This window comes from Cryobacterium breve, from assembly GCF_004402375.1.
Taxonomy (GTDB): domain Bacteria; phylum Actinomycetota; class Actinomycetes; order Actinomycetales; family Microbacteriaceae; genus Cryobacterium; species Cryobacterium breve.
The window spans coordinates 571,977-585,657 of sequence record NZ_SOGJ01000023.1; the positions used below are offsets into that span (position 1 = coordinate 571,977).

Consider the following 13,681-nt stretch of genomic DNA (forward strand, 5'->3'; position numbering starts at 1 on the left):
GCAGTCGCGCTCTCCGTTAGGACCCCCGTGCTCGAGATCCTCCGCCGCCACCCCGCAAACCTGCACCTGGGTCTGATGCTGGCGCTCACCTTTTCCACGGGCGTGGCGGATGCCGTGGGTTACCTCGGCCTCGACAAGGTCTTCACCGGCAACATGACCGGCAACGTCGTCATCCTCGGCATGGCCATCGCCGGCGCCCCCGGACTCCCCGTGGCCGGCCCCCTTCTCGCCCTGTTCACCTTCATGCTCGGTGCCGCCGTGGGCGGACGCGTGCTGCGCCCGGTCGCCATCGGCTGGACCACCCACACCACCGTCCTGTTCGGCGCCCAGGGCCTGATCATGCTGGCGCTGGCGCTCGCGCTCTTCACGGGCGGCGGCGTGCCGCCCGAGCCGTTCGACCTCGCGATCACCGGTTCGCTGGCAGCCGTGATGGGGCTGCAGGCATCCGTGGCCCGTCATATCGGTGTGAAAGATGTCACGACGGTCGTCGTGACCTCGACCATCACGGGCTTCGCGGCGGACTCCCGGCTCGGCGGAGGCACGGGCCAGCCCTGGTTACGCAGGCTGGCCGCGATCGTGCTCATCCTGGTGGGTGCCGGTGTGGGAGCCTTGCTGCTGACGCTGAACATCGCTTGGGGTGTGGCCCTGTCGGCCGTGATCACCCTCATGGTCACCGCCATCGGCCACGCGGCCGGGCGACCGCACCACGCGCCCTGATCCGGCACACCCCGGTTGGATTTGTCCCGGCTCCGTGTGAGGCTTATCCCGTGCCGAAGACTGACGAACGACTCGATCTGCGGAACGCCGTGTCCCTCGATCGTCCCTGGATCACCATCGTCTGGGACGACCCGGTCAACCTGATGTCCTACGTCTCCTACGTGTTCCGCAGCTACTTCGGTGTCTCCGCCGAGCAGGCCGAACGCCTCATGCTGCAGGTGCACAACAACGGCAAGGCCGTCGTCGCCACCGGCAACCGGGAGTCCATGGAACGCCACGTCGAAGCCATGCACGGCTACGGGCTGTGGGCCACCCTTGCCAAGGCCGACGCGTGATGCAGTTCGAGTATTCGACCGCGGGCGGCGAGAGCGCCGGCAGCGTGACCGCCCAGTTCGAACCGGTGGAGATCGGCCTGATGCGCCTGGCCGCAAGTCAGCTGATCGACCTGCTCGAAGCCGCGGGAACCAACGCGCTCGGCACAGCCGACAACCAGACCCTGCGCCGGCTGCTTCCGGATGCCTACACCGACGACCCGGAAGCTGCCGCGGAGTTCCGCCGGTTCACGTCCGACGACCTGCTCGGGCGCAAGGTGCGGAACGCTCGGTGCGTGCTCGCCACCCTCGGCGAGGAACCGCTCGACGAGATCGCCGAAGAGCCCGGAGACGCCGAACTGAGCGCCGCCGCGTCCGCTGCCGCCGCGCAGCCCGTGACCATCGCGCTCGACCCAACCGACGTTCAGTCCTGGCTGCGCACGCTCACCGACCTGCGCCTCACGCTCGCCGAGCGCCTCGAGATCGGGCCCGACGGGGTGCCCCAACTGAGCGACGACGAGGCGCCGTTCCTGCACGACGTCTACGACTGGTTCGGCATGGTGCAGGAGTCCCTGGTCTACGCGATCGACGTCTGATCCGGCACCCTACAACTCGACCGGCTCCGCCAGAAGCGCCGCATAGGCTCGCTTCGGCCCGGCTCCGCCCTGCAGTGATGCGCCCAGCAGGTCCAGGCTCCGCCGGACTTCCCCGTCGAGGGCGAGCAGGCCGGCCATAGCCTCGCGCAGTTCGTCGACCGTAGCCGTGTTCGGCGCGAGCGACAGACCGAAGCCGGCCGACTCGACCGCGGCCGCCCCCGCGAACTGGTCTGTGGAGAATGGCAGCAGCAGCAGCGGTACCCCGTGGGTCATCGCCTCGGTGACGCTGTTGTTGCCGCCGTGCGAGACCGCCAGCGCGGAACCCTGCAGCACGGTCACCTGCGGCAAGAACCCGCGCACCAGCCAGGAGTCCGGGATCGGGCCCAGTTCGGCCGGATCGGTGGCCCCGGTGGCGATGGCGACCCGCACGTCGAGTCCGCGCAGAGCCTCGGCGACCCGGCCCAGAACGTCCCCGCGCACCGACAGGAAGCTGCCGAAGCTGACGTAGACGACGGGACGGTCGCTGTTCACGGCCAGCCATCGGTCGACGTCGGCGTCGGCGGCCTCGTCGCGCACCGCCGAGCCGAGGAAGGCGTGCCGCGGCAGCAATTCCCCGCGAGCGGCGTCGTGCAGTTCCGCCGGGTAATTGAGCAGCAGGATGTCCCCGGACTCCATGAAGGCATCCGTGCTCGGCGGGGCGGCCGGGTCCAGAACCCGCAGGGCGGCGTTCCACTGGGCGGTGAAGGAATCGCGCACGTTCTGGCAGATACTCATCAGGGCGGCCAGGTCCTCCTCAGCGGGCGCGAACGCAATCGGCCACTCGGGCGGGTAGCCGTAGACCTCGTCGCCCACCGGCAGCGCCGACGGGTGGCCGAGCACCACATCGGCGTGGCGGACGCCGGCACTGATCAGGGCGAGCCGCGCACTGAAGGCAAGGTGATCGACGATCACGAAATCGGGTTGGACCTCGGCCACGACCTGCTGCACCGCGCGGGCTACCTCCACCGGGTTCCAGAGCAGATCGCTGCTGCGGGCCTCGGCCTGGAAGGTGAGGGTCTCGACCATTCCGAGCCGGGTGGCGTCGAAGAAGCCACGGAGGGCGTCGTCCTCACCCGAAGGCTGGTCCTCCGCCCGGATCGTGCCGGGGTTGGAACCCCGGCCCAGCTGCAGGTTGACCCGCTCGAATCCGAATGCGGCGACGATGTCTGCCGTGGCAGGGCCGCTGGCCACGACGACGCGCTCCCCCGCTTCCAGCCAGGCGGTGCCGAGGGTGGCCAGCGGGAACAGGTGCGACGCATAGTCCGGGCTGATGATCAACAGGGTCATCAGACGCTCACCTTCCACGCGCTGGTCTCGTTTGCGTTGGCGACATCACGGTAGACCCGGGTCAGGGTGTTCGCCATGGCCTGGATGGTGAAGGAGCGTGCCACCATCTCCCCGGAACGATCGGCATATTCGGGCCCGCGGGGCCCTGAGGCCAGTTCGAGGGCGGCGCTGATCCCCTCGGCGAGGGCCGCCCGATTGCCCGTGTTGACGAGGAAGCCCGTCACTCCGTGCTCCACGTAGGTGGCCGGTCCCCCTGAATTCGGCGCGACGACCGTGAGACCGGTCGCCATAGCCTCAAGCAAGGCGATGCCGAATTCTTCCTTCATGCTCGCGCAGACATATGCGCCGAAAGGGGCCGCCAGACCGGGCCGCCCGAAGCGGGCCGCGGCGAGCCAGTGCGCCACGGTGTCATTGGTGCGGTGCCCCGCGAGCAGCAGCCCCTCGCCCGCGGCGTCGTTGAGGTCGACGGCCGCCGCCATCTGGTCGAGCTGGCTCTTCTCGTCGAGGGAGGGGGTCAACAGGTCGCCGCCGAGGATGACCAAGTTGCAACGGGCGCGCAGGCCGGCATCCGCGGCCCAGGCGTGAACCAGAGCCGCCATGCCCTTAACGCGGTGCAGGCGGCCCACCGTGATGGCGAGCGGCAGACCGCGCCGGCTCGGCGGAAGTGTGGCGAGCAGGGCGTCGAGTTCGGCCAGCGCCACAGCGCCCGTCGCACTGATTTCCGTCGCAGACACCGGCGACTCGGGCGACACGGCGTCGGCCGACGCGCGCGCATCCGCCAGCGACCGCTCGATCACGGCCAGGTCGATGCCCTCCGCAATCACAGAGTGGCGTTCCGGGTGCTGCTCGATGTCGATTCCCACGAGGTCGCGCATGTCGCGCTGCAGGTCGGGGCGGGGGAAGAGCACAGTGTGCGCGGCATCCGCGGCCAGCCGCTGCACGAGCCGGGCCCGGAACCAGAAGTGTTCGGTCTCGTCGACCGTGCCGAAGTTCTGCCGGGTGAGCGCCCCCGAGTTGTCCAGGGAGTGGATGACGCTGTGCGGGTCGGGCGCCACCGTGAACACGATCGGGATGTCGAGATCGCGGGCGACCGTGGAGGCGGCGAGAGTGCCGATGTCGGCCATCCGCAGGTGGATCGCGTCGACCGTTCCGGCGGCACGGAGAATGCGACGGATGCCCCGCTGCGTCGCAATGCGCCGCGGCCAGGCGTCGACCGACGCCACCGGATCACCGAGGAAGGGCACGGTCGCGAAGGCGTGCCCCGCGAGGGTGGATCCGACCTCGGGCAGGCAGGTCAGCGCGCCGGCGAAGCTGCCCCGGGAGAGGGTCAGCACGCGCTCGACCGCGCCGCTACCACCGGCACCGGCACCGGCACCAGCACCGAAATTGGCACCGGCACCGGCACCGGAACTGGCAGCGCCACCGGCAGCGCCGGCAACGAGCGCGTCGCCGAGCCGCACCAGCAGCGTGGCGATGCCACCGTTGTCCCCGGCCCCCACCTGGCTGAGCTCACGGTCGATATCGGCGTGCAGGAAGAGCTGGGCCACCGTGAGCCCCTGGCTCCACGGCGGGCGCGGGTAGGTAGGCACGGTCAGGTCGATCAGGGCCAGGTGGGCCACATCGGCGAGCACGCCGGTCTCCTGCGCCAGGTCGCCCACGATTCGGATGCTGGCTTCGTTCGGCCCGAGGTCGCCGAGGGCCGCGATCGCGGCCGCCCGCACCTCCACCGCCTCGGCCTCGTCGACGGCCACCCGGCGCAGCAGCCGTTCGGGGATGCGACCGGGAATGATTCCCATCGTCTCCACCAGCCGGGCGCGGGCGCCGCACTCCCGCACGCCGATCAGGGCACCCTCGATGGCCAGGGCAACGTGATCCGGCACCGACGAGCTCCACTGCTCGAGGGTGCGCTGGGCGATCATCCCGGAGAAGCCGCCATCTGCGACCATGCTGAGCAGCCCGGAGAGCGCCTCGAACCGGGGCAGCCGAGCCCCGAAGGCCCAGGCCGCGTGCTCACGGATGAAGCGCGAGTCGTGAGTGAGTAGCAACACGAGCACGTCGTCGGCGGACTCGTCGAACACCTGGCCCAGAGAGTGGATGGCCGCGATCGCGGTCAACTGGTCACCGGGGTCGGTTGCCGCCTGGGCGAGCAGGCGCACGGCGCGCACGCCGCCGTCCCGGCTCGCTGCGATCGTCAGGTCATCGGCGCAGCGGATGCCGTCCAGGATCGAACGGGTCTGCCGCATCGTGTCCAGCGTCGTGTGAGTTCCCACGGTGCTCCCTTTGTCTGTGGTTCAAGCAATTCGATCCGAACATACACGGCGCCGATGTCGGAACGCCCGGCTGAAGGGAGCAGGATGGAGGTATGACACGACGCGCTCCGATCGAGGACATCAACGAAGACAATCTGGTCGTCAAGAAGCCGAAGAAGTCTGCGGCCGGGCTGGAGGCCGTTCTGGTGGCGCTTGATCGCGGCTTCGCGCAGGCCGGGGTCCCCCGCACAGCGAAGGCACTGCTGCGCCTCAACCAGCGCGACGGCACCGACTGCCCCGGGTGCGCGTGGCCGGAGTCGCAAGGACACCGCAAGACGGCGGAGTTCTGCGAGAACGGCGCCAAGGCCGTCGCCGAGGAAAGCACCACGCGCACGGTGACCCCGGCGTTCTGGGCCGAACACTCGATCGAGGAGCTGGCCACCAAGACCGAGTACTGGCTCGGCAACCAGGGCCGCATCACGCATCCGGTGGTCATCCGCCCCGGCGACACGCACTACTCCCAGATTTCCTGGAACGACGCGTTCGAGCTCATCGGCGAGCAGATCAGGGCCACCGTTCCCGACCGCACCGTGTTCTACACCTCGGGCCGCACGGCCAACGAATCGGCCTTCCTCTACCAGCTGTTCGCCCGATCGATCGGCACGAACAACCTTCCGGACTGTTCGAACATGTGCCACGAATCCTCGGGCTCCGCGATGAACGCCACGATCGGGATCGGCAAGGGCACCGTCTCGCTCGAGGACATCCACCAGGCCGAGCTGATCCTGGTCGTCGGCCAGAACCCGGGCACCAACCACCCGCGGATGCTCTCGGCCCTCAAGGAGTGTAAGGACAACGGGGGCAGGATCGTCGCCGTCAACCCACTGCCCGAGGCCGGGCTGTTCAATTTCAAGGACCCGCAGTCCGTCTCCGGCGTGATCGGCGACGGTACTGCACTCGCGAACGAGTATCTGCAGATCAAGGTCGGCGGCGACCTGGCCCTGTTCCAGGCGCTCGGCCACCTGCTGCTCGAAGAGGAGGAGCGCGTTCCCGGCTCCGTCGTCGATGCCGAGTTCGTCGCCGCGAACACGCAGGGACTCGACGAGTACCGGGCAGCCCGCAAGAGCATCGACTGGGCCGAGACCGAGAAGGCCACGGGGCTCACCCCGCTGGAGATCTCCACCGTGGCGCAGATGATGATCGATTCCAAAGCCACCATCATCTGCTGGGCCCTCGGCCTCACCCAACAGCCGCACTCGGTCAACACGCTCAAGGAGATCATCAATCTGCTCCTGCTGCAGGGGAACTTCGGCAAGCCGGGCGCGGGTGCCTGCCCGGTGCGCGGCCACTCCAATGTGCAGGGTGACCGCACGATGGGCGTGTGGGAGAAACCCAAAGAGCCGCTGCTCGCCGCCCTCGACACGGAATTCGGCATCGAGTCCCCCCGCAAGCACGGCCTCGACTCCGTCGACACCGTGGAAGCGTTCGAGAACGACGACGTCGACGTGTTCGTCTCGATGGGCGGCAACTTCGCTCTGGCCTGCTCCGACACTGAGGCCCTCGAGGCCGCGATGCAACGCGTCGGCCTGACGGTGCACGTGTCGACCAAGCCCAACCGCTCACACGTGATGCACGGCAAGATCTCGCTGATCCTGCCCACGCTCGGGCGCACCGACACGGACGACAAGCATTCGGGCGGCCGCCAGGTTCTCTCGGTCGAGGATTCCATGTCGGTCGTGCGCACCACGCAGGGGCGCCTGGAGCCGGTCTCCGAACATCTGCTCGCCGAGCCGGTCATCGTCGCCCGCATGGCGAGCGCCACGCTCGGCGACGACCACGTGATCGACTGGAAGGCCATGGCCGACGACTACGACGTCATCCGTGACCGGATCTCGCGCGTGCTCCCGGGGTTCTCCGACTTCAACACCCGACTCAAGACCAAGAACGGTTTCGTGCTGCCCAACCCGCCGCGGGACACCCGCAGCTTCGCCACCGACATCGGCCGAGCCCGGTTCACGGTCAGCCCGCTGGAGTACCTCACCCCGCCGGCCGGTCACCTGATCCTGCAGACTATGCGCAGCCACGACCAGTACAACACCACGTTCTACGGGCTGGACGACCGCTACCGCGGCATCTCCGGCGGACGCCGGGTCATCCTGATCCACCAGGACGATGCCACCGAGCTGGGCTTCTCGGACCGCGACATGGTGGACGTGATCAGCACCTTCCAGGGCGAGGAACGCCGCGCCAACGAGTTCCGCCTGGTGGTCTACCCCACCCCGCGGGGCTGCGCCGCGGCGTACTTCCCGGAGGCGAACGCCTTGATGCACCGCGAGCTGGTGGCCCGGGAGTCGAACACCCCCGGCTACAAGGCCATGTCGGTGCGATTCATCGCCCACGAGGCAGCGCACGCTGCGTCGCCGAGCTGAGCACGCCGAGCTGATCATGGGTGAGGGGGCAAAGCGCGTCACCCGCCGGTGGCCGCTGTTCAGCGGCCTGGCGGCCGTGGCGCTCGCGGTGGGGCTGGGCGTGATCATCGCCCGCAACGGCAGGCCGTTCGTCCTGGACACGGAGTGGATGATACTGGTGTCCGCCAACCGGGCACCGGCGTGGGACTCCCTCGCCCTCGTGATGAACACCCTGGGCGGCGGCCTCTTCGCCTCCGTCGTCGTGCCGGTCCTGCTCGTCGGCCTGCTCCTGTTCATTAAACGTCCCTGGGCCGCGGGGTACGCATTTCTGGTGACCGTGGTCTCCGATGTCTCCGTGCGCCTGCTCAAGGGGCTCTTCGGCCGGGCCCGCCCAACAGGCCTCGAAGACCTGTTGGTCAACGTTGATTTCGGGTCGTTCCCCTCCGGGCACGTCGCCAATGCGACGACGCTGGCGATGATCCTGGGGGTGCTCTTCCCGTTCTGGTGGGTCTGGCTGGCCGGGGCGCTGTACACGGTCACGATGATGCAAAGCCGCACCTATCTGGGCGCGCACTGGCTGACCGACTCCATCGGTGCGGCGCTGCTGGTGGTCGGCATCGCGGTGGTGCTCTGGGTTCCCCTGGCCGCACGACTCGACGCCGAACGCCGACGGAGCCGCGCGTCGCATCCGTGGCGCACGTTCTACCACCGGTACGTCGTGGAGACGCGGGGACTGGATGCCGGTTCCCACCGCATCCTTCGCGACACCGCGATCGCCTGCGTGGGTTCCGGTGCCGTCTTCTTCACGGTCACCCTGCTGAGCGTGCTCGGCGAGCGCGGCATCACCGCGATCGACGTCCCCGTGCAGGAGTGGCTGCTGGAGAGCCGCTCCCCCGTTCTGACAACTGTGATGATCGTGCTGGCGGTCGTGTTCGGGCCGATCGCGCTCCCCCTGATCGTGCTGGTCGTGTGCGTGGGCTGGGGACTGATCACCCGGCAGGCCTGGCGCCCGCTGCTGCTAGCCGGGGCCATGGCGACCGGCGTGCTGCTGGCTCAGATCATCGGCCGCGCGATCGACCGCGAGCGACCGCCGACCGACCTGATGCTCTACGGCACGGACCTCACACACTCCTTCCCGTCCGGCCACGTGCTGGGCGCGTCCGACTTCCTGCTGGTGACCGCCTACCTCGTGCTCTCACGTCGTCTCCGTGGGCGGGCCACCGCACTCGGCCTCGGCATCGCCGTGGTCGGTATCGTGCTGGCGGCCCTCAGCCGCCTGTACCTCGGCTACCACTGGACCACGGATGCCCTCGCCTCCGTTTCGATCTCCCTCGTGGTCCTGGGCTGCGTGATCGCCGTCGACACCTGGCGCACCGTGCGGGTGGTCGAACCCGCGGTGCGCGACTAGCCGGAGACGCTCTGCTGCGTCCGCACGTCGCTCTCGATGCGTTCAGCCCCGGCGTAGATCACCATGGAGTCGCCGCGCAGGAATCCAACCACCGTCATGCCCACCTCGTCGGCGAAATCGGCGGCCAGTGATGACGGCGCCGACACGGCGGCGAGCACGGGGATCCCGGCCATCAGCGCCTTCTGCGCCAGCTCGAAACTCGCCCGGCTCGACACCATCAGCACCGTCCCGGTGAGGGGCAGCAGGTCTTCCTTCAGCGCCCAGCCGATGACCTTGTCGACCGCGTTGTGGCGGCCGACGTCTTCGCGTAGCACCAGCATCCGCCCGGTGGCGCCGTCGAAGAGGGCGGCCGCATGGATGCCGCCGGTCTTCTCGAACACGGCCTGGGCGGCGCGCAGGGCCTCGGGGAAGGTCGTCAAGAGTGCCGCGTCGACCCGCAAGGGGTCGTCCAGCACCGGGAACGCCGACTTTGTGCGCACGGCGTCGATGCTCGCCTTGCCGCAGAGCCCGCAGGAACTGGTCGTCAGGAACGACCGTTCCAGACTCGGGTCGGGCGGTGTGACGCCGGGTGCGAGCGACACGTCGAGCACGTTGTAGGTGTTCTCCCCGTCGACCGTGGCTCCGGCGCAATATCGGGCCGTGAAGAAGTGCTCGCCCCGGGTGATGACGCCCTCCGACACCAGGAACCCGGCGGCCAGGTCGTAGTCGTTCCCGGGGGTGCGCATCGTGACGGCGAGGGAGCGGCCGTTTACACGGATCTCGAGCGGCTCTTCGACCGCCAGCACGTCTTCGCGCGTGGTGGGCTGGCTGCCCACCGTCAGGCGCACGACCTTGCGACTGGCCGTGATTCTGCTCATCTGGATTCACCCACCGATGTACGACATTTCGATTCTTTTCTTACCGGATGCCCGCAGCCGGCCGGTCTCAGCGCTGCGCAACTCCGAGTAGCGGTCCGTGCGCTCACGCCAGATCTGCTTCATCACCGCAGCCAGCTGCTCATCGGTGCAGCCGCCGCGCATCAGGGCGCGCAGGTCGTGCCCCTCGGTCGCGAACAGGCACGTGAACAATTTGCCGTCGGTGGAGACCCTCGCCCGTGAACAGGAGTGGCAGAACGACTGCGTGACGCTGGAAATGACGCCGATCTCGCCGCCGCCGTCGCGGTAGCGCCATCGTCGGCTGGTCTCGCCGTTGTAATTGGGGGTCACCTCGACCAGCGGCAGTTCGGCGTTGATGCGGGCCACAACCTCATTCGAGGGCACCACGTCCGCCATCTCCCAGCCGTTGCTCGAGCCCACATCCATGTATTCGATGAACCGGAGGATGTACGGGGTGCCCTTGAAGTGGCGCGCCATGGCCACCACATCCTTGTCGTTCTGCCCGCGCTTGAGCACCATGTTGATCTTGATCGGACCGAGCCCCACGGAGTGGGCCACGTCGAGGCTGGTCAGCACTTTCGCGACCGGGAACTTCACGTCGTTCATGGCCTGGAACGTGGCGTCGTCGAGCGAGTCCAACGACACCGTGACGCGTTTGAGCCCCGCATCCTTCAGCGCCTGCGCCTTGAGCGCCAGCACCGAACCGTTCGTGGTCATCGCGATGTCGATCGGGCGGCCGTCGGGGGTATGGAGCGCGGCGAGCATCGCCACGAGTTCCTCGATGCCTTTACGCAGCAGCGGCTCGCCGCCGGTGAGGCGGATCTTCTCCACCCCGTGAGCCACGCTGATCCGCGCCAAACGGGTGATCTCCTCGAACGAGAGCAGCTCATCGCGTTCCATGAACGCGAAGTCCTTGCCGAACACCTCTTTGGGCATGCAGTAGACACAACGAAAGTTGCAGCGGTCGGTGACCGAGATGCGCAGATCGTGCAGCGGGCGTTGGAACTGATCAATCATCTCTCCACACTAACCGCCGCCCTGTGCGGCAAAGGTCCCAGGGGACGGTGACAAATGCCGGTCCCCGAGAGAACAGCGCACCCGGCCGGGGCAAACCGCCGGCCGGGTGCGCTGATGATGGTCACAGTGCTCGTGAAACGTGGCTACTTGACGAAATCGTTCGGGTTCAGCACGTACTTGACCGACTTGCCGGCGTCGAACTCGGCGTACCCGCGCGGGGCATCCTCCAGGCTGATCGCCTGGGCGTTGACGGCCTGGGCGATCTGCACCTTGTCGTGCAGGATCGCCATCATCAGCTCACGGTTGTACTTCATCACCGGGCACTGACCTGTGGTGAAGGAGAGGGATTTGGCCCAGCCGAGACCCAGCCGGATGGACAGCGATCCGACCTTGGCCGCTTCGTCCACCCCTCCCGGGTCACCCGTGACGTAGAGCCCCGGGATGCCCAGGCCACCACCGGCGGCCGTGACCGTCATCAGGGAGTTCAGCACCGTGGCCGGGCGCTCCTGACCGGCGTCCTTACCGTGGCCCCTGGCCTCGAAGCCGACCGCGTCGACACCGCAGTCGACCGTGGGTACCCCCAGGATTTGCTCGATCTGGTCTTGCGGTTCGCCCTGCCTCAGGTCGATCGTCTCGCAGCCGAAGCTGCGGGCCTGGGCCAGCCGCTCCTCGTTCAGATCGGCGACGATGACGACGGCCGCCCCGAGCAGCTGGGCGGATGCCGCTGCGGCCAGCCCCACCGGGCCGGCTCCGGCGACGTACACCGTCGACCCCACCCCGACGCCCGCGCTGACCGCTCCGTGGAAGCCGGTCGGGAAGATGTCGGAGAGCATGGTGAGGTCCATGATCTTCTCCAGCGCCTGATCGCGGTCCGGGAACTTCAGTAGGTTCCAGTCCGCGTACGGCACCAGCACGTACTCCGCCTGGCCGCCCACCCATCCGCCCATGTCGACGTAGCCGTAGGCGCTGCCCGGCCGGTCGGGGTTGACGTTGAGGCAGATCCCGGTCTTGCGCTCCTTGCAGTTGCGACACCGGCCGCAGGAGATGTTGAACGGCACGGAGACGATGTCGCCGACCTTGATGAACTCGACGTCGGGCCCGCATTCGACCACCTCGCCGGTGATCTCATGGCCCAGCACCAAGTCCATCGGCGCGGTCGTGCGCCCGCGGACCATGTGCTGGTCCGAGCCGCAGATATTGGTCGTCACGGTTTTGAGGATGACCCCGTGCGGCACCTTGCGGCCCACGTTCGCCGGGTTCACCCCCGGGCCGTCCTTCAGTTCGAATGTCGGGTAGTCGATGTCGATGACCTCGACGACGCCCGGGCTCTTGTAGGCAACTGCCCTGTTCCCTGTCATGAAATACCTTCCTAGTTCCTGATTGCGTTCCTCAAAGCGCGGCCGAGCAGGTCGCGCGAGACTGCATGGATTTTCTCTAGTTGGTTCCGTGATGCCCTCCCACTGGACTACATTCCGGCTGGGAATTCAAGGGGTAGACCGGGATGGGTACCCGCCGGACCCCATCAGCGCCTAGCGTGGTAGCCATGGCCATTCCCCCTCTCGTCGAGCCCGTCGACCGCCTCAGCGGCGCAGAATCCGTTCGCACCGCACGCCAACGCCGCCTGCCCCAACTCAACGAGCTCGGTCAGCGCCGCCTCGCCAATGCCCGGGTGCTCGTGCTCGGCGCCGGCGGTCTGGGCTCCCCCGCCCTGGTCTACCTGGCCGCGGCAGGCGTCGGAACGATCGGCATCGTCGACAGCGACGACGTGGAGCCAAGCAACCTGCAGCGCCAGATCGTGCACGGGCAGGCGGATGTCGGTCGGCCCAAGGTGGTCAGCGCCGCTGAGTCGATCGCCGCGATCGCACCCGAAGCCGTGGTCGTGCAGCACGCCGAACGCCTCGATGCCGGCAATGCCGCCGCGATCCTCGGCGGCTACGACGTGGTCATCGACGGCACGGACAACTTCCCCACCCGGTTTCTGGTCAACGACACGTGCGCGGCCCTCGGCCTGCCGCTGGTGTGGGCATCCGTTCTGCGTTTCGACGCGCAGCTGTCGGTGTTCTGGGCCACCCCTCCCGCCGGGAGCGGCGTGCGGGGGGTTCACCTGCGTGATCTGTTCCCGACCCCGCCCGCCGAGGGCGAGGTGCCCAACTGCGCCGAAGCCGGCGTGCTCGGCGCGCTTTGCGGCCAGGTCGGTTCGCTGATGGCCACCGAAGCGATCAAGCTCATCGCCGGAATCGGCACCCCGCTGATCGGGCGCATCCTCGTGATCGACGCCCTCTCGGGGCGGTTCACCGAGGTGCCCCTGATCGGCACCGGCATCGCCGCCACGGACCCGAACCCGGCCGCGACCCTGGCCGCACCGCCGACACAGGCATGGCAGTCGCTCACCCCGGTGGACCTCGTGGCGCGCCTCGCCGCCCGCGCAGACGGCACAGATCCGTTCGTGGTCGTCGACGTGCGCGAGCCCGACGAGCATACCGAGAGCGCCATCCCGGATGCCGTCCTGCTGCCCCTGGGCGACCTGCTCACCGAGGCCGGGATGGCCACGCTGCCGCGGGACGTGCCGCTGGTGCTGCACTGCCACGTGGGCCCGCGGGCCGAGCACGCCGCACGGGCTCTCACCGCCGCCGGTTTCACCGGGCTCACCCTGCTCGACGGCGGCATGGTGGCCTGGGACGCCGCCGTCGTAGCCGGCACCGCTCCCGGAGTGGGTCGCAAATGGCACGGTGACGCCGTCACCGGCGCGTCGACGACCGCAGCGAGGATGTGAC

General features: G+C 68.5%; 11 protein-coding genes. 6 read left to right on the forward strand and 5 right to left on the reverse strand.

Annotated features, from left to right (window positions below; all coding sequences use genetic code 11):
- The first annotated feature begins 27 nt into the window (after positions 1–27).
- The 3 genes from E3O65_RS12725 to E3O65_RS12735 are packed head-to-tail and all read left to right on the forward strand — an operon-like array spanning position 28 to position 1,624.
- The gene (locus tag E3O65_RS12725) at positions 28–717 is read left to right on the forward strand and encodes a YoaK family protein (protein WP_338419190.1); all 690 of its coding nucleotides are present in this window, start codon (positions 28–30) and stop codon (positions 715–717) included.
- Between the two features lie 50 nt (positions 718–767).
- Positions 768–1,052: an ATP-dependent Clp protease adapter ClpS gene (gene clpS / locus E3O65_RS16975; RefSeq protein ID WP_241985743.1), complete on the forward strand. Its 285-nt coding sequence runs from the start codon at positions 768–770 to the stop codon at positions 1,050–1,052.
- Positions 1,052–1,624 (forward strand): DUF2017 family protein, encoded by a 573-nt coding sequence (locus E3O65_RS12735; RefSeq protein ID WP_241985750.1) that lies wholly within the window; start codon positions 1,052–1,054, stop codon positions 1,622–1,624. Before clpS ends, E3O65_RS12735 begins: the two co-directional genes overlap by 1 nt.
- Before the next feature lie 9 nt (positions 1,625–1,633).
- Here E3O65_RS12735 and E3O65_RS12740 read toward each other — a convergent pair whose 3' ends face one another.
- Positions 1,634–2,950, reverse strand: coding sequence for a glycosyltransferase (locus E3O65_RS12740; protein WP_134364058.1), 1,317 nt, complete (start codon positions 2,948–2,950; stop codon positions 1,634–1,636).
- On the reverse strand, positions 2,950–5,220 hold the full coding sequence (locus tag E3O65_RS12745; RefSeq protein WP_134364059.1) for a glycosyltransferase: 2,271 nt from the start codon (positions 5,218–5,220) through the stop codon (positions 2,950–2,952). Before E3O65_RS12745 ends, E3O65_RS12740 begins: the two co-directional genes overlap by 1 nt.
- 92 nt (positions 5,221–5,312) lie before the next feature.
- Here E3O65_RS12745 and E3O65_RS12750 point away from each other — a divergent pair, with 92 nt between their 5' ends.
- Both E3O65_RS12750 and E3O65_RS17235 read left to right on the forward strand, forming a co-directional pair.
- Positions 5,313–7,628 carry an FdhF/YdeP family oxidoreductase gene (locus tag E3O65_RS12750; protein ID WP_134364060.1) on the forward strand — a complete coding sequence of 772 codons (2,316 nt, stop codon included), beginning with the start codon at positions 5,313–5,315 and terminating at the stop codon, positions 7,626–7,628.
- Positions 7,629–7,644: 16 nt separating this feature from the next.
- Positions 7,645–9,015, forward strand: coding sequence for a phosphatase PAP2 family protein (locus E3O65_RS17235; RefSeq protein WP_241985744.1), 1,371 nt, complete (start codon positions 7,645–7,647; stop codon positions 9,013–9,015).
- Here E3O65_RS17235 and fdhD read toward each other — a convergent pair.
- From fdhD to fdhA, 3 genes are all read right to left on the reverse strand, one after another.
- Complete coding sequence (fdhD, locus tag E3O65_RS12760) at positions 9,012–9,872, reverse strand: formate dehydrogenase accessory sulfurtransferase FdhD (RefSeq protein WP_134364061.1); 861 nt, start codon at positions 9,870–9,872, stop codon at positions 9,012–9,014. The two genes, E3O65_RS17235 and fdhD, sit on opposite strands and share 4 nt — an antisense overlap.
- Before the next feature lie 6 nt (positions 9,873–9,878).
- Positions 9,879–10,907 carry a GTP 3',8-cyclase MoaA gene (moaA, locus tag E3O65_RS12765; RefSeq protein WP_134364062.1) on the reverse strand — a complete coding sequence of 343 codons (1,029 nt, stop codon included), beginning with the start codon at positions 10,905–10,907 and terminating at the stop codon, positions 9,879–9,881.
- Between the two features lie 143 nt (positions 10,908–11,050).
- Positions 11,051–12,265, reverse strand: a complete 1,215-nt coding sequence (gene fdhA, locus E3O65_RS12770) for a formaldehyde dehydrogenase, glutathione-independent (protein WP_134364063.1) — start codon at positions 12,263–12,265, stop codon at positions 11,051–11,053.
- 185 nt (positions 12,266–12,450) lie between these two features.
- Between fdhA and E3O65_RS12775 the strand changes: the two genes are divergently transcribed.
- Positions 12,451–13,680 carry a ThiF family adenylyltransferase gene (locus tag E3O65_RS12775; protein ID WP_134364064.1) on the forward strand — a complete coding sequence of 410 codons (1,230 nt, stop codon included), beginning with the start codon at positions 12,451–12,453 and terminating at the stop codon, positions 13,678–13,680.
- Position 13,681 lies beyond the last annotated feature (1 nt).

What these genes read in the sequence shown, in the direction of transcription:
- E3O65_RS12735 (WP_241985750.1), top strand. Translation starts at nt 1,052, where the DNA reads ATGCAGTTCGAGTATTCGACCGCGGGCGGCGAGAGCGCCGGCAGCGTG.
- E3O65_RS12740 (WP_134364058.1), bottom strand. Translation starts at nt 2,950, where the DNA reads ATGACCCTGTTGATCATCAGCCCGGACTATGCGTCGCACCTGTTCCCG.
- E3O65_RS12750 (WP_134364060.1), top strand. Translation starts at nt 5,313, where the DNA reads ATGACACGACGCGCTCCGATCGAGGACATCAACGAAGACAATCTGGTC.
- E3O65_RS17235 (WP_241985744.1), top strand. Translation starts at nt 7,645, where the DNA reads ATGGGTGAGGGGGCAAAGCGCGTCACCCGCCGGTGGCCGCTGTTCAGC.
- fdhD (WP_134364061.1), bottom strand. Translation starts at nt 9,872, where the DNA reads ATGAGCAGAATCACGGCCAGTCGCAAGGTCGTGCGCCTGACGGTGGGC.
- moaA (WP_134364062.1), bottom strand. Translation starts at nt 10,907, where the DNA reads ATGATTGATCAGTTCCAACGCCCGCTGCACGATCTGCGCATCTCGGTC.
- fdhA (WP_134364063.1), bottom strand. Translation starts at nt 12,265, where the DNA reads ATGACAGGGAACAGGGCAGTTGCCTACAAGAGCCCGGGCGTCGTCGAG.
- E3O65_RS12775 (WP_134364064.1), top strand. Translation starts at nt 12,451, where the DNA reads ATGGCCATTCCCCCTCTCGTCGAGCCCGTCGACCGCCTCAGCGGCGCA.